Source organism: Aquipuribacter nitratireducens (assembly GCF_037860835.1).
In the GTDB taxonomy this organism is placed as follows: domain Bacteria; phylum Actinomycetota; class Actinomycetes; order Actinomycetales; family JBBAYJ01; genus Aquipuribacter; species Aquipuribacter nitratireducens.
The window spans coordinates 104,974-121,391 of record NZ_JBBEOG010000008.1 but is presented as its reverse complement, the minus strand read 5'-3'; the positions used below and the strand labels follow the sequence as shown (position 1 = coordinate 121,391).

At 76.5% G+C, this 16,418-nt stretch carries 19 protein-coding genes; 4 read left to right on the top strand and 15 right to left on the bottom strand.

The features are described 5' to 3' along the window. The first annotated feature begins 81 nt into the window (after positions 1-81). Positions 82-954, top strand: a complete 873-nt coding sequence (locus WAB14_RS14830) for a class I SAM-dependent methyltransferase (RefSeq protein ID WP_340270932.1) — start codon at positions 82-84, stop codon at positions 952-954. Here WAB14_RS14830 and WAB14_RS14825 read toward each other — a convergent pair. The 11 genes from WAB14_RS14825 to WAB14_RS14775 form a co-directional block, all read right to left on the bottom strand. Continuing rightward, on the bottom strand, positions 926-2,002 hold the full coding sequence (locus WAB14_RS14825; protein WP_340270931.1) for a hypothetical protein: 1,077 nt from the start codon (positions 2,000-2,002) through the stop codon (positions 926-928). The genes WAB14_RS14830 and WAB14_RS14825 overlap by 29 nt on opposite strands. Then, positions 1,999-3,279, bottom strand: coding sequence for an ATP-binding protein (locus tag WAB14_RS14820; protein WP_340270930.1), 1,281 nt, complete (start codon positions 3,277-3,279; stop codon positions 1,999-2,001). Before WAB14_RS14820 ends, WAB14_RS14825 begins: the two co-directional genes overlap by 4 nt. Further along, the gene (locus WAB14_RS14815) at positions 3,266-4,003 is read right to left on the bottom strand and encodes a response regulator transcription factor (RefSeq protein WP_340270929.1); all 738 of its coding nucleotides are present in this window, start codon (positions 4,001-4,003) and stop codon (positions 3,266-3,268) included. Before WAB14_RS14815 ends, WAB14_RS14820 begins: the two co-directional genes overlap by 14 nt. Positions 4,004-4,342: 339 nt before the next feature. Beyond that, positions 4,343-4,795, bottom strand: coding sequence for a D-aminoacyl-tRNA deacylase (gene dtd, locus WAB14_RS14810; protein WP_340270927.1), 453 nt, complete (start codon positions 4,793-4,795; stop codon positions 4,343-4,345). A 16-nt stretch (positions 4,796-4,811) separates the two neighbouring features. Further along, the gene (locus WAB14_RS14805) at positions 4,812-5,138 is read right to left on the bottom strand and encodes a DUF2516 family protein (protein ID WP_340270925.1); all 327 of its coding nucleotides are present in this window, start codon (positions 5,136-5,138) and stop codon (positions 4,812-4,814) included. 106 nt (positions 5,139-5,244) lie between these two features. Next, a complete protein-coding gene (locus tag WAB14_RS14800) occupies positions 5,245-6,069 on the bottom strand; it encodes a hypothetical protein (RefSeq protein ID WP_340270923.1) in 825 nt (274 codons plus the stop codon). Further along, entirely contained in the window at positions 6,066-6,653 is a 588-nt protein-coding gene (locus WAB14_RS14795; protein ID WP_340270922.1) for a helix-turn-helix domain-containing protein, read from the bottom strand. Before WAB14_RS14795 ends, WAB14_RS14800 begins: the two co-directional genes overlap by 4 nt. A gap of 247 nt (positions 6,654-6,900) precedes the next feature. Next, on the bottom strand, positions 6,901-7,485 hold the full coding sequence (locus WAB14_RS14790) for an RsiG family protein (protein WP_340270921.1): 585 nt from the start codon (positions 7,483-7,485) through the stop codon (positions 6,901-6,903). 101 nt (positions 7,486-7,586) lie between these two features. Further along, the gene (locus WAB14_RS14785; protein ID WP_340270920.1) at positions 7,587-8,462 is read right to left on the bottom strand and encodes a beta-keto acid cleavage family enzyme; all 876 of its coding nucleotides are present in this window, start codon (positions 8,460-8,462) and stop codon (positions 7,587-7,589) included. A gap of 53 nt (positions 8,463-8,515) precedes the next feature. Next, positions 8,516-9,532: a CAF17-like 4Fe-4S cluster assembly/insertion protein YgfZ gene (ygfZ, locus tag WAB14_RS14780; protein WP_340270918.1), complete on the bottom strand. Its 1,017-nt coding sequence runs from the start codon at positions 9,530-9,532 to the stop codon at positions 8,516-8,518. Beyond that, entirely contained in the window at positions 9,529-10,059 is a 531-nt protein-coding gene (locus WAB14_RS14775; protein WP_340270917.1) for a heme-binding beta-barrel domain-containing protein, read from the bottom strand. The genes ygfZ and WAB14_RS14775 overlap by 4 nt, the downstream gene beginning before the upstream one ends. A gap of 132 nt (positions 10,060-10,191) precedes the next feature. Here WAB14_RS14775 and WAB14_RS14770 point away from each other — a divergent pair, with 132 nt between their 5' ends. Beyond that, complete coding sequence (locus WAB14_RS14770; RefSeq protein ID WP_340270916.1) at positions 10,192-10,575, top strand: DsrE family protein; 384 nt, start codon at positions 10,192-10,194, stop codon at positions 10,573-10,575. 15 nt (positions 10,576-10,590) lie between these two features. Here WAB14_RS14770 and WAB14_RS14765 read toward each other — a convergent pair whose 3' ends face one another. The 3 genes from WAB14_RS14765 to WAB14_RS14755 all read right to left on the bottom strand — a co-directional run bounded on the left by WAB14_RS14765 (position 10,591) and on the right by WAB14_RS14755 (position 12,345). Continuing rightward, positions 10,591-11,043 (bottom strand): DUF4395 domain-containing protein, encoded by a 453-nt coding sequence (locus WAB14_RS14765; RefSeq protein WP_340270914.1) that lies wholly within the window; start codon positions 11,041-11,043, stop codon positions 10,591-10,593. Next, a complete protein-coding gene (locus WAB14_RS14760; protein ID WP_340270913.1) occupies positions 11,040-11,528 on the bottom strand; it encodes a TlpA family protein disulfide reductase in 489 nt (162 codons plus the stop codon). Before WAB14_RS14760 ends, WAB14_RS14765 begins: the two co-directional genes overlap by 4 nt. A 64-nt stretch (positions 11,529-11,592) precedes the next feature. Then, positions 11,593-12,345 carry a hypothetical protein gene (locus WAB14_RS14755; RefSeq protein WP_340270911.1) on the bottom strand — a complete coding sequence of 251 codons (753 nt, stop codon included), beginning with the start codon at positions 12,343-12,345 and terminating at the stop codon, positions 11,593-11,595. Between the two features lie 144 nt (positions 12,346-12,489). Here WAB14_RS14755 and WAB14_RS14750 point away from each other — a divergent pair, with 144 nt between their 5' ends. Beyond that, positions 12,490-13,191 carry a winged helix-turn-helix domain-containing protein gene (locus WAB14_RS14750; protein ID WP_340270909.1) on the top strand — a complete coding sequence of 234 codons (702 nt, stop codon included), beginning with the start codon at positions 12,490-12,492 and terminating at the stop codon, positions 13,189-13,191. Between the two features lie 75 nt (positions 13,192-13,266). Here the strand turns inward: WAB14_RS14750 and WAB14_RS14745 are convergent, their stop codons facing one another. Then, positions 13,267-15,054 carry a bifunctional metallophosphatase/5'-nucleotidase gene (locus WAB14_RS14745; protein WP_340270908.1) on the bottom strand — a complete coding sequence of 596 codons (1,788 nt, stop codon included), beginning with the start codon at positions 15,052-15,054 and terminating at the stop codon, positions 13,267-13,269. Positions 15,055-15,306: 252 nt separating this feature from the next. Here WAB14_RS14745 and mshD point away from each other — a divergent pair, with 252 nt between their 5' ends. Then, entirely contained in the window at positions 15,307-16,401 is a 1,095-nt protein-coding gene (gene mshD / locus WAB14_RS14740; RefSeq protein ID WP_340270906.1) for a mycothiol synthase, read from the top strand. The last annotated feature ends 17 nt before the right edge of the window (positions 16,402-16,418 follow it).

Genomic DNA, 16,418 nt, shown 5'->3' with positions numbered 1-16,418 from the left:
GGGGGAGTGGTGCGCCACGGGCCGACCGTACGCCCGCCCGGACGCCTCGGCGCGCGGGGTCCCGGCTCCTACGCTCGGGGGGTGGCCGCGCCGTCCCCCCGCCCGGACCGGCGGCCGCGCCCGCGGGGCCGTCCCGCCGGGGCGCCGGCGGGACGGGTGACGCGGGGCACGACCGCCCCCAACCGCCTGCGGCGCGTCGACCGGTGGCTCGTGCGCCGTCACGGCGCGTCGCTGCGCGACGCCCTCGACCCGCTGGTCGTCGACCTCGGGTACGGCCGGCACCCCGTGACGGTCGTCGAGCTCGCGCAGCGGCTCGCGGTCGTGCGGCCCGACGTCGACGTCCACGGCCTCGAGATCGACCCGGAGCGGGTGGCCGCCGCGCGGGCGCTCGTCGACCCGGACCTCCCGGGGCCGCGCTTCGACATCGGGGGCTTCGAGCTGGGGCCGCTCGGGGACCGGCGTCCGGTCCTCGTGCGCGCGTTCAACGTGCTGCGGCAGTACGAGGAGCACGAGGTGGCGGCGGCGTGGGCGCTGCTGCGCTCCCGGCTCGCGCCCGGCGGCGTCGTCGTCGAGGGGACGTGCGACGAACCGGGGCGGCTCGCCTCGTGGGTCGTGCTCGACGGCACCGGTCCGCGCTCGCTGGTCCTCGCGTGGCGGCTCGCGGGCCTGGACCGCCCGGGTGCGGTGGCGGCGCGGCTGCCGAAGGCCCTCATCCACCGCAACGTGCCCGGCGAGCGCGTCCACGGCCTCCTCGCGGCGCTGGACGAGGCGTGGGAGCGCGAGGCTCCCGTCGGGTCCCTCGGGGCGCGACAGCGCATGCGGGCGTCCGTCGCGCGGGTGGTGGAGGTGGGCTGGCCGGTCCGGCACGACCCTGCAGGGTGGCGCGAGGGGGTCGTCGAGGTGCCGTGGGCGGCGGTGTCACCGCTCAGCGGTCCGGGCGCTCCTCCACGGTGAGCACGAGCTCGTTGCCCCCCGGCTCCACGGGGTCGACGACGAGACGGACGGGACCCTCGACGCGGTCGGCCTCGCGGCGGCACACGCCCGCGAGCTCGGCGACGCTCGGGCCCACCACGACGACCGTGCCGGTCCCGCGGCCGGCGAGGCGGGCCGTCACGCTGCCGCCCTCCAGCTGCTCGAGGAGCATGACGAGGCAGCGGCGGACGACGTCGGCGACCGGGGGCGGCTCGGCGCCGGGCTCGGTGCCGGAGTCGTCGAGCAGCGTGACGTCGACCCCGCGGCTGCGGGCGGCCCACGTGCTGTCCCGCACCACGGGGTCGACGAGGTGGCGACCGCGGATGCCGTCGCGGACCGCCGCCTCCAGCAGCCGGCACTCGGTCGCCAGCCGGGTGTCGACCGGGGCGCCGTCGCGCAGCCGCCGCAGGACCGGCACCGCGATGAGCTCGACCTGGGACAGCTGCTGGCGCCGCTCCTGCTCCGCCGCGTGGGCGCCCGCGCTGAGCCGTGCCGCCTCGAGCTGCTCGGCGTGGACGCGCTGCACCTCGCGCCCGTACTGGCGCAGGAGGTGGGCGATGCCCACCGCGACGACGACAGCGGCGGTCGGCGACACGACCCGGTACAGCCCGTCCTGCACCGCCGCGGCCTCCGGCTCCTGCCAGGCCCACAGCACGGTCGTGGTCCCGCTCAGCACCGCACCGGTGACCGCGAGCACGGGGAAGCCCCGCAGGGCGAGGCCGGCGAGCGGCAGCCACACGAACGCCGGGTACCACAGGGCGTAGCCGGGTCGGCCGTCCGGCAGGACTGCCACCACGAGCAGGCCCACCGCCACGACCGCGACGGCGACGGCGACGGCGACGGCGCGGGACCGCTGCGCCGACCACGGCAGCAGGACCGTGACCACCGAGGCGCCGCCGAGCAGGAGCGCGAGGAGGTACACGGGCGCGTTGCGGACCTCGCCGAGGCTCAGCGCGGCGAGGGCCGCCACGACCACGACGATCCCGCACGTGGCGAGGGCGACCACCCGGCCCGACAGCTGGCCGATCACGGCTCGGTCGTCCCGGTGGTCGGCACGCCGTCGTCGGTCTCCGTCGCGTCCTCGGCAAGCGGCCCTGCGGGCGGGCCCCCGTCGGGGGAGGGAGCGGCCGGGCGCCACGACAGGCGGACCGTGGTGCCCGAGCCCGTGGCCGTCACCACCTCGGCGCGGCCGCCGACCCGCTCCATGCGCGCGTGGACGGACACGGCCAGGCCCATGCGGTGCGGGGGCACGAGCCGCGGGTCGAAGCCCACGCCGTCGTCCCGCACCACCACCGCGACGCCGGAGCCGTCGGTCGTCGCGTCGACGTGGACGGCGATGTCCGGCGTCGCCCCGGCGCCGCCACCGTGGCGCCGGGCGTTGCGGGCGGCCTCGAGCGCCGCCTCGACGAGGGCGCGGGCCACCTCCGCGGGGACCGCGGTCCCGCCCCGGACGTCGAGGTCGGCGTCGGGCGCGACGACCGCGAGGCCGTCGTGGAGGTGCTGCGCGAGCGCGTGCGGGTCGACCGCCCCTTGCGACGTGCGCTCGGGAGCCTCGCCGAAGGTCCGCAGCGCCCGGTCGGCGAGGCGGGGCAGCTCTGGCGCCGCCGGGTCGCGCACGGCGGAGTGGAGGGCCGCGAGCACGGTGTCGTGGAGGGTGGCGTCGAGCTCCCGCCGGGTCTGCAGAGCGGCGTTGGCGCGGGCGGCGGCGGCGCTGGCCGCCGCGGCCTCCGCGGCGATGACGTCGAGGCGGGTCGCCGCCCGACCGGCGGCGACGACGAGCAGAGCGGGCCCGGCCGCGAGGGCGGTGATGAGGGCGACCTCGAGCAGGACGATGCTGAGGGGCCCGGAGCCGCCGTACGGCTCGACGCGGACCAGCGCGTACTCCACCCCGACCGCGAGGCCGTAGCCGAGGCTGACCGGCACCGAGCCGAGCGTCCCCAGCACGGACAGGGTGAGCGGCAGCACGAGCCACAGCCACGGCAGTCCCTGGGCGGCCCCGTCGACGTCGACGACGCCGTACGGCCACAGCAGGAGGCACAGGGCCACGCCCGCGGCGAGGACGACGGCCGGGGGACGGACGTCCCCGCGGCGGCGCGCCGACTGGATCGCGAGCCACGCCGCGGGCGCGACGACGGTGGCGAGCGCCAGCACGTTCCACCAGGGTGCGAGCAGGTCGCGTTGGTCGAGCGCGCCGTGCCCCCACGCGGGCACGGTGAGCAGCACGAGGACGCCGACCAGGCGCGAGGTCATGTCGGCGACGGCGCGGCTGCCGGGACCGCGCGCGTCGCCGGGGTCAGCGGCGGCCACGCGGCCACCGACCGTCCTCGGCCCCCGGCTCCGGTGCGGGGACCGGGCCCGAGGACCGGGCAGGGGTGTCGACGTAGCCGTCCTCGACGGCACGGTGGTAGAGGTCGAGCTTCGTCGACGCCGGGCGGTCGACCTCGGCGTACTTGCGTCGCACCCGCAGCAGGTACTCCCGGAACGAGCCGAGGGTGATCTCCATGCGTCGCGCGGCCGACTTCATCGGCAGGCCGCTCGCGTACAGGCGCAGCGCCTCGGCCTCGCGCTCGCTGAGGGCGGGCCGCTCCACGCGCGGGGCGGCGTCGAGGACCGCCGCCCACTCCGTCGTCAGCAGCGGCTGGCCCGAGGCGATGTCGAGCACCGCGGAGACGAGGACGTCGGTGTCCTGGCCCTTGTCCACCACGCCGAGTGCCCCCGCCACGAGCGCCTCCCGCAGGAGCGCGGGGTCGGTGAGGCTCGAGTACACGAGGACCGCGGTACCGGCCCGTGCGAGCGCGGCGACGTTGTCCGCGGGGCGCGAGCCGTCGGCGAGGTGGAGGTCGAGGAGGACGACGTCGACCCCGGCGAGACCGCCCGTCACGGCGAGGAGCGCGGGGACGGAGTCCGCCGTGCCCGCGACCCGGACGGAGGCGGTGTCGTCGAGCATCGCCGCGAGGCCGCGGCGCACCGGGACGTGGTCGTCGACGGCGGCCACGGTCACGGGGCCGGGGTCGTCGACGGCGCGCGGCATCGTCGGTGCTCCTGTCGCTGGTCGGGGCGTCGCTGCAGGTCACGGGCGCGCCGGTGCGCCCAGGGTGCCACCGTCGCCGGCGGTCCGCGCTCCTGGGGCCCGGCAGGGAGCCGGTCGGGTGGCGCGCCGTCACGGAGTGCTCGCCGGTCGTCACCGACGACCCGCGACACGGGTGAGGGCGGCACCCGCGACCGTCGTCGCCGGTACCGCCCTCGCTTCCCCTTGCCCCTGCCTGCCGGCTGGTAGTCACAAGATACGGCCCCCGCCCCTCACGCGGGAGTGTCACAAGGCGGATCCTCGTGTCCCCTCTTTGGGGGACGCGACACGGTCGAGGGGGCGTCAGGGGGTGTCGACGACGAGGGTGACGGGGCCGTCGTTCTCGGACCGGACCCGCATGTCGGCGCGGAAGCGGCCGGTCGCGACCGGCACGCCGCGCTCCCGGACGGCGGCGGCGAGGGCGTCGACGAGCGGCTCCGCGACCTGCGGCGGCGCCGCGGCGGCCCACGTCGGGCGGCGGCCGCGCCGGACGTCGCCGTACAGCGTGAACTGGCTGACGAGCAGCACGCCCGCGCCCTCGGGGACGGCGTCGAGCACGGAACGCTCCTCGCGCATGATGCGCAGGCCGACGAGCTTGTCGGCGAGCCACCGCACCTGCTCCGGCCCGTCGTCGGGCGCGACACCGACGAGCACGAGGAGCCCCGGCGAGCGGAGCTCCCCCACGAGGGAGCGGGTGCCGTCGGGGTCGACGACGTCGACGGCGGCGGTCAGGACGCGCTGGACGACGGCGCGCACGGCGAGGCCGCTCCCGTCACCAGCCGCCGTACGGGCCGCGTCCGCCGGCGCCCCCGCCCCCGTAGGAGCGGACGGCCGGGCGGACGTCGGCGAGGTAGACGCCCGCGGCGACGACGGCGAGGACGACGAGGAAGAGGAAGCCGCCGCCCCCGATCGAGACGAACGACAGCGCGCTCGCGACGCCGAGGAGGATCCCCCAGAACTGCTTGGTGCGCTTGCCCGCGTACTCGAAGGCCTGGGCGGGGCGCCGGAGCGCGTCGACGAGGGCGAACACGCACACGGCGAAGGCCGCGAGGGTCAGGACGAGCAGCACGACGCCCTGGGCCGGACCGAGGAAGCTCACCGGACCAGCGTATGGGAGGGCGACCGACGGGGTGCCCCCGGGCGTGCGAGGGCCCCGCGCACCGGACGGTGCGCGGGGCCCACGATCAGGGCAGGTGCCCGGTCGGTCAGCTGCCGACCTTGTCGGCGCCCGCGGCGACCGCGTCACCGGCGGCCTCGGCCGCGCGGGTGGTGCTCGTGGTGGCGGCCTTGACGGTCGCCTGGGCGGTGTCGACCTTCGCCGCGGCGGCCTTGCGCGCCTGCGCGGCGGCGGCCGTCGGGGAGCCCGCGGCGGTGGTCTTCCGCGCGGTGGTCCTCTTCGCCGTGGTCTTCTTCGCGCTCGCGCTCTTGGCGGTGGACTTCTTCGCCGCGGTCGTCGTCGCCGAGGTCGAGCGCGTGGTCGTCTTCCGCGCCGAGGCGGGGGTGCCGGTGCGGGCGGTGCGACGCGCGCGGCCCGTCGTGCCCGTGGCGCTGTCGGCGGCCTCGGTGGCGGTCTCCGCGACCTCCGCGGCGACGGTGGCGACGCCGGCGGCCGCGGTGGAGGTGGCGGCGCCGCGGACGGTCGTCACGGCGGCCTTGGTGCGGCTCACGGCGATCCGGGAACGGCGCACGAGCTCCTCGGAGGCCTTCTGGCCGCGGATGCGCCCGGCCACGTCCTTGCCGCGCGCGGCGAGGTCGTCGACCTGCTTCTCCGCGCGACCGGCGAGGTCGAGGGCGGTGCTGACGGCCTGCGTCGGCAGCTGCTGGAACGCCTTGGTGACGCGCTCCGTCAGCTCCTTGGTGTCGAGGCCGCGGACCTGGTCGCGACGCTTCTCGGCGTCGGTCGCGACCTCGCGGAGCCGCGCGACGACGAGGTCGGTCGCGCCGATGGCGACGTAGGCGCCGGTGGTGGCGGCGTCGACGACGACCTTGCGGGTCTCGTCGGCCTGGGTACGGGAGGTGGTCGTGCTCATCGTGTCCTCCTGGGACGGTTCGTGGTGGGACCGGTGGTCGTGGTGGGGCTCGTGGTGTCGCCGGTCTGCTCCGGCTGGTCGGTGGGCCCGAGGTCGTCGGGCCCGGTGGGGACCCGGGCGGCGACGAGCGAGGCGTAGAGGTCGAGCAGCGCACGTTTCTGCCGCTCGGTGAGGTACGGGTCCGCCGCGACGGCTGTCGGTACGCCGGGGGCGTCGACCTGGTCGAGCAGCCCGGCGCGCACGTAGAGCGCCTCCGCGGAGATCCGCAGACCCTTGGCGATCTGCTGGAGCACCTCGGCGCTCGGCCGGCGCAGCCCGCGCTCGACCTGGCTGAGGTAGGGGTTGCTGACCCCTGCCGCCTCGGCGAGCTGCCGCAGCGACATGCGTGCCTGCGTGCGCTGGTCCTTGAGGAAGGTCCCGAGGTCGCCGACCCTGGTGCGGGCGCCGCCCACCGCGCCCCCGACGGCCGTGACGGCCTCGGAGACGGCGTCGGAGACGGCGTCCGAGACGGACCCGGCGACGGACGACGTCGTGCTGCGCGCGGGCTCCTCGCCCTCCGCCGCGCGCGCTCCCGTCCGTGCCATGGCCCCAAGGTGCTAGCAAAGTGCTAGCAGATGCAAGCGCTCGTGACGCGCGTCACGAGCGAGGGCGCCCGGCGGTCCGGTTTCCGGACGGTGTGGCGCGGTGGCGGAGGCTTGTGCGGCCCCGCGGTCCGGTTTCCGGACGGTGTGGCGCGTCGTCGAGGGCTGGTGGGGCCCGGCGGTCCGGTTTCCGGACGCGAGGGCGCGGTGGGAGGTGCGGTCGAGCCGTCCGGGGGCCGGCGACCTCCGGTCAGCCGGAGGTCGGGGTCTCGAGCACGTCGTCGACGGTGAGGAGCCCCTCGCGGTAGCGGCGCCCGATCTCCTGCACGAGGGCGTCGGCGGCCTGCTGGACGGCGGTCCGCTGGGTGCCGACCGCGTCGGCCAGCGCCTCCAGCCGCGCGACCGCGGCGGCGAGCGCGTCGTCGTCGAGACCGCCGGGGTCGCTGATCGACGGGTCGGCGACGGCGGCCTCGGCGGCGCGGCGGTGCTCACCGACGCGGCTGGGCTCCGCGAGGTTGTGCCGCCCCAGGCCGTGGCTGGGTCCCGGCGGGTCGGCGAGCGTGCGCGCGAGCGTCGCGACGAGCTCCTCGGTCGTCCGGGTCCCGCTGGCGCCCCCGTCCCCCCGTCGCTGCTCCTGCTCCGCACGGAGCAGGTCGAGGCGGCCGTGGAGCAGGCGCCGGGCGTAGCTGAGGTCGGTCTCCTCCTGCTCGGCCTCGGCCCGGCGGGCCCTCAGCTCCTCGACCGGCAGCTGCGGCAGGTCGTCGAGGAAGCCCTCGCCCAGCACGTGGTCGAGGCGACGGCGACCGCCGGCCTGGGGCTCGATCGGGGACGACATGCCGGGAAGGGTAGGCCCTCGACCCCGGCCCTGGATACGGCTCCGGCACGGTTCGCGTCCGCACGGTCACCCACGGCCACCGGTTGGCGACCCGCTCGGTGTCAGGCGACCGCGGCCCGGGCGGCCTCGAGACCGAGCAGGTCGGCCGCGTCAGCGGGGTCCATCGGGGGGCGCTGCAGCTCCGTGGCGACACGGGCCGCGCGCTCGACGAGGTCGGTGTTCGAGCGCACGGGGACCGGCCCCTCCGGTCCCCGCGCCCACACGAGCACGTCCTCCATGCCGACGCGCACGTGCCCACCCGCCGCGAGCGTCGCGGCGAGGACCGTGAGGTGCGACCGGCCGATGCCCGTCGCCGACCACGACGTGACCTCCGTGGGCAGGGCGGCGACGCACGCCACGACGGTGTCGGCGGTCCCCGGCATGCCGCCGGGCACACCGGTCACGAGGTCGACGTGGACGCGTCCGCCGGCCGGCAGCCCCTCCCGGTCCAGGAGCCGGCGCAGGGTGGTGAGCTGGCCGAGGTCGAAGACCTCGAACTCGGGGACGATCCCGCGGGCGCGGGTCTCCCGGTAGAGGTCGACGACGAAGCCCCACGGGTTCATGAAGACGTCGTCGCCGAAGTTCACGGTGCCGAGGGTGAGGGAGCAGGAGTCGGGGGCGGCCTCGAGCACGGCGAGCCGGGCGTCGAGCGGGTCGTGGACGCTGCCGCCGGTCGACAGCTGGACGACGAGGCCGCACGCCTCGCGGACCGCCGCGAGCGTGTCGCGGACCCGGGGGAGGTCGAGGGTCGGTCGGTGCTGCTCGTCGCGGACGTGGATGTGGACCATCGCCGCGCCGGCCCGTTCGCACGCCGCGGCGGTCGCCGCGATCTCCTCCGGCGTCGTGGGCAGGTCCGGCACGTCGGCCCTGCTCGACTCCGCTCCCGTGGGGGCGACGGTGATCATGGTGCGCGACGGTGCGCGGAGGAAGCGGCTCACGCCCGGGACACTAGGGGACCCGGCGTGGTCACCGGTGCCGTGCGATCAGCCCGTCAGGGCCGCACCAGGACGTCCTGGGAGGCGGCGATCCCGTCGGCCACCAGCACGGCGTCGGTCGGGGTGTTGCGCTTGACCACCCCGAGCGCGACAGGGCCGAGCTCGTGGTGCCGCGCGACCGTCGTGAGCCGCCCGACGACCTTCTCGCCGAGGCGGAGGTCCGTGCCCGCCTCGGGGAGCACGTGCCCGGACCCGTCGAGGTGGAGCAGCACGACCCGGCGCGGCGGGCGGCCGAGGTTGTGGACGCGCGCGACGGTCTCCTGGCCGCGGTAGCAGCCCTTCTGGAGGTGGACCGCGGTGCGGAGCCAGTCGAGCTCGTGCGGGATGGTGCGGTGATCGGTCTCGCGCAGGTGGCGCGGCCGCCCGGCCGCCACCCGCAGGGCCTCCGCCGCCCACACGCCGGCGCGCGGGCGCTCGGCCAGCGCGGCCTCGAGGTCGTCGCGCGGTACGAGCCGCTCCCGCCAGCGCCGGTCGCGACCGGGGTGGGCGTCGTCGGCGGCGCCGTACCCCGCGCTCACCGGGCCCGTGCGGGGCCAGGGGTCGACCCAGGCGACGGGCTCGCCGTCGACCGACTCGCGGGCCAGCGGCTCCCCGACGACGGCCCAGTCCGCGGTGACGTCCGCGACCTCGACACGGAGCATGAAGCGCATGCTCTCGAGGAAGGCGACGAGCGCGGGCGCGGTGCCGGGCTCCACGACGAGCCACGTGGTCGCGCCGTCGTCGACGACGTGGAGCTCGTGCTCGACGTGACCGTGCGGGCTCAGCAGCAGCGCCTCGACCGACGTGCGCGGCGGCAGGGTGGCGAGCTCCTGCGTGCTGAGGCTGTGCAGCCACGTGAGCCGGTCCGGCCCCGACACCGTCACGACCCCCCGGGTGGACAGGTCGACGTGCGCGAGCCCCTCCTCGAGGAGGCGCTGCTCGCGGACGGGGTCGCCGTAGTGCGCCGGGACCCCGGCGTCGAGACCCTCGCCGACGAGGACAGCGCCGTCGGCCGTCGAGGGCACGCCGCTCACGCGACCTTCTTCAGCCGCGCCGAGGCGTGGGAGGTCATCGCGTGGCCGACCGCCGCCATGTCCATCGCCCACAGCAGGTCGCCCTGGACGAACCCGTAGAGGCGCTGGGCCGCCGAGTACTCCTTCGCGTCGGCGGAGCGGGCCACGAGCTCCGTGGTGAGCTCGATCTTGCCGGCGTGCGCGCGCCCCAGGTACTGCTCGACGTAGCCCATCGGGTGGGCGAGGAGGAGCTCGACCTCGGTCCCCTCGAGCCCGGCCTCGCCGCCGGGGACGCGCCAGAACCCGGTCTCGGTGGCGAGCGGCGCGCCGAGGCGGCCCTCGTCGTCGAGGCGCCACGTACGGGAGTCCCAGCGGAGGAACGGCCGGCCGTCGTGGCTCACGACGAGCTCCTGACCGAACGGCACGGCCTCGTCCATCGACGGGTACGTCACCTCACCGGCGCCCTGCCAGGTGCCGACGAGCCAGCCGATCGCGACGAGGGGACGGGCGAGGTCGGCGGGGATCTCGATCGGGCGCGCGGGGCTCACGGGCCGCTCAGCGCTGGCCGGCGAAGAGCTTGTAGAGGACCAGGACGCCGACCCAGCCGATCGCGAGGGAGGACAGGACCAGGAGTCCGGTGAAGACGGCCTCGAGCATGCGGCCATCGTAGCCTCGCGGCCATGACGGACCTGCCCGGACCGCTCCCTGGTGCCTCGCTCGTGGTGAAGGTCACGGCGGGCGCGGAGGCCCCCGAGCGCTGCAGCCAGGCGCTGACGGTCGCGGCCACGGCGGTCGCGTCCGGCGTCCCGGTGTCGCTGTGGCTCACGGGCGAGGCGACGCGGCTCGCGGTGCGCGACGCCGAGGGGTTCAGCCTCGAGCACGCCGCTGACCCGCTCGAGCTCCTCGCCGTGGTGGCCGCGGAGGGCACCGTGACGGTGTGCACGCAGTGCGCGGCGCGGCGCGGCCTGGCGGAGGCCGACCTCGTCGAGGGGGCCCGCGTCGCCGGGGCCGCCGTCCTCGTGCAGGAGGTCATGGCCCCCGGGGCGCGGGCGCTCGTCTACTGACACCCGTCAGCGCTCTCAGAGCCGTCGCCGTGGCAGCGCCCGGTACAGGGCGCAGCCCAGGCAGATCCCGAAGACCGCGTTGAGGCCCGCCGCGACGAGTGCGGCCGCCGCCGCCCCCACGACCGCCCACGGCACGCCCGCGGCGGCGAGGAGCAGCCCGGCGCCGACCACGACCAGACCGACGAGCTGCGCGAAGCGCGGCGCGGCGGGGTCCTCCCACCACGTGGGCGGGGCGAGCCGCGGGCGCACGAGACCGCGGAAGAGCCACGCCCACGGGCCGCGCCCCACGCCGAGCACGACGGTGACGGCGAACAGCAGCGCCTGGACGCCCAGCAGGACGACCGACCCGGTGAGCACCGTCGCGGCGAGCACGAGCGACGTCATGGCCGCGGCGAAACGCGGTCCCCGCGGGTCGACCGCTCCCGGTGGCCGCGGCGGCAGCGCCGTCCCGGCCACGGCGGCGCTCACGCGGGAGCCCGCGTGCTGCCGGTCGCGCCGGCGGCGGGCGCGCTGCCGAGGCCGTCGAGCGCGGCGCGCACGACGTCGGGGGCGACGGCCCCGGGGTGCTGCGCGACGACCCGCCGGTCGGCGCCGGCGAGGAGCACCGTCGGGGCCGCGCGGACGTCGAGCGCGCTCACGAGCTCGGGGACCCGCTCGGCGAGGACGTGTGCGACCGAGACCCCCGGTCGGTCGGCGAGGTCCGCCCGCAGCAGCGCGAGAGTGCGGGCGCAGTCCGAGCAGCCGCGCGTCCCGACCACGACGACGGTCGCCCGCTGGCCCGGCGGCGTGTCGAGCGACTCGGCGGGGAGGGTGACGACGGGGGCGTCCGCGGGCACGGGGCTCGGTCGCCGACGCAGCAGCCGGTCGTGGTGGGCCTGCCACGCGAGCCCCACGACGACGACCACGACCGCGACCGCCGCAAGCACGACGGCGCGCACGAGGAGGGGGTCCACGACAGCAGGAAGGCGGCGGGGGCCGCGTGTGTTCCCCGACCCGCCTGCCCGGGACCGGACGGTGTCAGCCGACGGTGAGCCGGGCTCCCACGTGCACCGCGAGGCCCGCCGCCATGACGCACGCCGCACCCGCGGACACCGCCGCCCGCCGGTGCGACGTCGTGGGCTGGCGGTACAGCAGCACGTGGAGACCGGCGGTGGTGGCGCCGGCCACCGCGCCGATGACGAGGGCCTGGACGACGCCGACGCCGTCGACGACCCACGCCCCGACCGCGCCGGCCACCAGGCCCGCGGCGAGGGTGGCGAGCGGCAGGGTCAGCGGACGCGGCCACGGCAGCGTCATGACGAGCGCCGCGCTCGCGCAGCCCGTCGCCCCGACGAGCGCCGGTGCGAGCGACCCGGTCCCCGCGTCGGCCACGAGCCAGCCCGTCCCGAGCAGGACGACCGCCTGGCCGGTGACGCTCGCGGACACCGACTCCACGAGCCGGGGGCGGCCGTCGCGGCGCCCCATCTGGTGGACGAACGCCACGACGACACCGACGGCGAACGTCGCGGGGACCCACGCGAGGGCCTCCTGCCCGCCCAGCGACACCACGAGCGCGCCGACGGCACCGGTGCCGGTGACGATCCAGCCGACACCCCAGCCGACGGGCACCTGCAGGAGCCGGGTCCAGCCGTAGCCGACGGCGGCGACCACCGCGACGAAGGCGACTGGGGCCCACCAGGCCCCCCAGACGCCGCGGGCGAAGAGCGGGACGAGGGACAGCGCACCCGCCGTCCCGAGCGCGCCGGTCAGGACGAGCAGCCGGGCGAGCACCCCGGCATCGTGCCAGAGCCCTCCGTCGGCACCGCGCCCCGACCGGACGCGTCCCGGACGCGTCGCCGGACGCGTCGCCGAGGGGCGGCGGCCCACGGCCTATCCTTCGTGGCCTCACCGTCCCGGCTCCGAGGAGGACCACGCGTGGCGCGACTCGTCCTGCTCGGCGATGCCATGAGTCCGTCCACGCAGGCCCTGCCGGCCCTCGCCCTCCTGCCGCACCGCGTCGAGGTGCTCCCGGGTGTGCCCGGCGCCCTCGTCGACCTCGGTGACGCCGACGTCGTCCTCGTCGACTGCCTGCGCGACCTCGTCGCCGCGCGCGCCCTCTGCCGCCTGCTGCGCACGACCACACCGGAGGTGCCGGTTCTCGCCGTCATGTCCGAGGGCGGTCTCGCCGCGGTGTCCGGGGACTGGGGGGTCACCGACGTCGTGCTGCGCGACGCCGGCCCCGCGGAGGTCGACGCCCGGATCCGGCTCGCGGTGACGGCGACGGCGGCGGTGGACGGCGGGACCGACGTCCCCGGCGAGATCGTCGCCGGGGACGTCGTCATCGACGAGAGCACGTACACGGCGCGGGTCCGGCGCACGGTGCTCGACCTCACGTACAAGGAGTTCGAGCTCCTCAAGTTCCTCGCCGCGCACCCGGGCCGTGTCTTCACCCGCGCCCAGCTGCTGCAGGAGGTGTGGGGCTACGACTACTTCGGCGGCACGCGGACGGTCGACGTCCACGTCCGGCGGCTGCGGGCCAAGCTCGGCGCCGAGCACGAGCACCTCATCGGGACGGTCCGCAACGTCGGGTACCGCCTCGTCGTCGGCCGCGCCGCGGCCGAGGAGGACGCGGGCTGACGCGACCCCGACCCCGACCCCGGACGCGGGAGGGGCCCCGACCGCGTGCGGTCGGGGCCCCTCGTGCGTCGCGTGTCAGGGGAGGATCGTGATCCGGCCCTCGCCACCGCGCGGGTACTGCGCGGCGGTCACGACGCCGCCGAGGTCCTCGCTGAGGTACGTGACGAGGCCCTGCTGGTACTGCACGCCGAGCCGGACGAAGTCCACGTCGGGGTAGCCGTCGCCGCCGTCGAGCGAGAAGTCGTTCGACGCGACGGCGAAGGTGCGGGTCGGCTCGAGCACGACGTGGTCCTGGATGACCACGGTGCCGTCGTCCAGGACGAGGTCCTGGATGCGGTCACCCGCCGGGCGCGAGGCGTCGATCGTGTAGCTGGCGCCGGCGATCTGCACGAACGCCCCGCTCGCCGCCGGGTAGGCGCTCGCACCCCGCTCGAGGAGCTGCTCGAGCTGCTGGGCCGTGTAGGCGGGTGCCACCGACACGAAGTTGGAGAAGGCCGCGATGCGGAACGTGTCCGCCTCGGTGATCGGCCCCACCGGCTGGTCGATGTTCCCGCGGATACCGCCACCGTTGTGGAAGGCGAGGTCCGGGACGGGCGTGCCGAACGCGGCGGCCTGCTGTGTCGCGATGGCGAGCTGCATGTCGGCCATGAGGTTGCCGCCGTTCGACTCGCCGGTGCGCACGTCGACCGTCTGGAGGTCGAGGACGACCTCGGTCTGGGCGATGACGTTCGCCTCGAGGGCGTCGAGGTACTCCTGGACCGGCTCCTCCACGTTCTCCACGAGGAACGGGTCGGGCTCGACGGCGTCGGGACCGACCGACGACACCCGCCGGACGCCGCTGGCGTCCTCGTCGACGGAGGTCACCTCGCCGTCGCCGTCGAAGTTGACGGTGAGGGCCCCGACGTAGCGCCACGAGCCGAGCGTCGTGACGACGGGCACCTCGTCGCCGTCCGCGTCGGTGGAGTAGAGCGGGTAGTCGTCGAGCCGCGTGTCACCCGGCACGAGGAGGTCGTCCTCGTCGGCGAGCAGCTCGGCGCCGCCGCCGCCGATGACGACGTCGATGCCGCTGAGCTCCGTGACGAGCGCGAGCTCCTCCTGGATGTCCTGCAGGTGCGACTGCAGGACGATGATGTCGACGCCCTGCTCGGTGAGCAGGTCGATCTGCGCCTGCGTGATGTCGACGAGGTCGGGGTCGGCGACGACGGCGCCGGGGGAGGAGATCGTCGGGAGCAGCGGCGTGGTGAGCCCGATGACGCCGATCCGCTCGCCGCGCTCCTTCACCACGGTGCTGGCCGCGATCGACCCGTCCGCCGCCAGGGCGGCGAGGGACGGCTCGCCCGAGACGTCGAGGTTCGCCGAGACGAACGTCGTGTCGGGCACCGAGGAGATGAAGCGCGCGAGCGTCTGCGGGCCGAAGTCGAACTCGTGGTTGCCGATCGCGAGCGCGTCGTAGTCCAGGTAGTCGACGGCGACGGCGTCGTAGAAGGGGGCGCCCTCCTGGCGGGAGGCGTTGAACTCGGCGCCGGCCAGGTAGTTGTCACCGGAGTTGAGGAGAAGGAAGCCGCGCTTGCCCGACTGGCCGGGAGCCGGGCGCCCGGTGGTGGCCTGGCGCTCGATCCGCTCGACGACGGAGGCGAACCGGGCGACACCGCCGTACTCGCCCCCGTCGATCTCGGTGGGCGTGAGGGCGGACTCGCCGTCGTTGTTGTGCGCGATCGTCAGGGTGAACGCGGGCTTGGGGGCCGGCTTGCCCTTGTCGGCGGGAGGGGCGGCGACGGCGCTGCCGGCGGTTGCGGTGCCGGCGGCGACGAGCGCCGCAGCGGCCACGGCGGCGACTGCGCCGCGGCGGGTTGCCTGGGACATGTCTCTCCAAGGGTCGGGGTCGGGACGTGCCGTGGACGGGACGACCGGAGGCAGTCGTCGTCGGCCACACCTATTGCTACCGGGACAGCCTTCGTCTCGGTGAGCACCGGGTGAACGATCGGTTAAGCGCCACCCCCGGCGCCAGACCACCCGGTGTGTCCTGACTCGTCGTGGTCGTCGGGGCGCGCAGCGTCAGACTAGGCGAGTGCCGGGACGGGGCCGTGCGCCCGGGTGCGGCGTAGGCTCCCGCGCATGGTGTCGGACACGGGCGGGGCTGGTGGTGCCGGTGCCGCCGGTGCCGCCGGTGCCGTGGTCGTCGTCGAGGACGACACGGACGCGCCCCCGGCCGTGACGGCGCGCGAGGCCCTCGCGCGGCGCGCGCACCTCGACCCCTCCGACGTCGAGGCCGTGACGTCCCTCGTGCGGCGCGCGACGGACGCCGACGGTGTCGCGCCGCTGAGCGAGCACGTGCTGCTCCACCTGCGCCGCGGTGGCGAGGAGCCCGGGGTCCACCTGCTGGCGCACGAGGACGGCGGGCTCGTCGGCTACGCGCACCTGGACCCGACCGACCCCGTCGAGGGGGCGTCCGCGGAGCTCGTCGTCGATCCGCGGCACCGCCGCGCCGGACACGGCCGCCGCCTCGTCGAGACCCTCGTCGCCCTCAGCGAGGAGCTGGCCGACGGTCGCCTCCGGCTGTGGGCGCACGGCGAGGCGCCGGACGCCGCCGCCCTCGCCGCGGCCATGGGCTTCACCCGCGCCCGCGAGCTGTGGCAGATGCGCCGCTCGCTCCACGCGGCCCTCCCGCGGCCGGTCGTGCCGGACGACCTCCACGTGCGGACGTTCCGCCCCGACGACGCCGAGGCCGTGCTCGCCGTCAACGGTGCGGCGTTCGCCGAGCACCCCGAGCAGGGCCGCTGGACCCGCGCCGACCTCGACGCGCGGCTCGCCGAACGCTGGTTCGACCCCGCGGGGCTCTTTCTCGCCTTCGACGCGCGTCCCGGCTCCGACGGGGAGCTGCTCGGCTTCCACTGGACGAAGGTCCACGGCGGCCACGACGGTCACGACGGCCACGACGAGGGCCACGACGGGGAGGCCGGGCACGACCACAGCCCCATCGGCGAGGTGTACGTCGTCGGCGTCTCCCCGGCGGCGCAGGGCCGGGGCCTCGGGCGGCTCCTCACGCTCGTGGGGCTGTGCCACCTCCGGGCGCGCGGTCTCGACCAGGCCATGCTCTACGTCGACGCCGACAACACCGCCGCGGTGCGGACCTACACCTCGCTCGGCTTCTCCCGCTGGGACGTCGACGTGCAGTTCCGTCGCGACGTCGACGGTCCCACGACCACCTGACCCGACCTCTCGACCGA

Bases quoted from the DNA above. Each gene is read 5' to 3' on its own strand.
- WAB14_RS14815 (WP_340270929.1), bottom strand. From the start codon at position 4,003: ATGCCGCGCGCCGTCGACGACCCCGGCCCCGTGACCGTGGCCGCCGTC.
- WAB14_RS14800 (WP_340270923.1), bottom strand. From the start codon at position 6,069: ATGAGCACGACCACCTCCCGTACCCAGGCCGACGAGACCCGCAAGGTC.
- WAB14_RS14795 (WP_340270922.1), bottom strand. From the start codon at position 6,653: ATGGCACGGACGGGAGCGCGCGCGGCGGAGGGCGAGGAGCCCGCGCGC.
- WAB14_RS14790 (WP_340270921.1), bottom strand. From the start codon at position 7,485: ATGTCGTCCCCGATCGAGCCCCAGGCCGGCGGTCGCCGTCGCCTCGAC.
- WAB14_RS14770 (WP_340270916.1), top strand. From the start codon at position 10,192: ATGACGGACCTGCCCGGACCGCTCCCTGGTGCCTCGCTCGTGGTGAAG.
- WAB14_RS14745 (WP_340270908.1), bottom strand. From the start codon at position 15,054: ATGTCCCAGGCAACCCGCCGCGGCGCAGTCGCCGCCGTGGCCGCTGCG.
- mshD (WP_340270906.1), top strand. From the start codon at position 15,307: ATGGTGTCGGACACGGGCGGGGCTGGTGGTGCCGGTGCCGCCGGTGCC.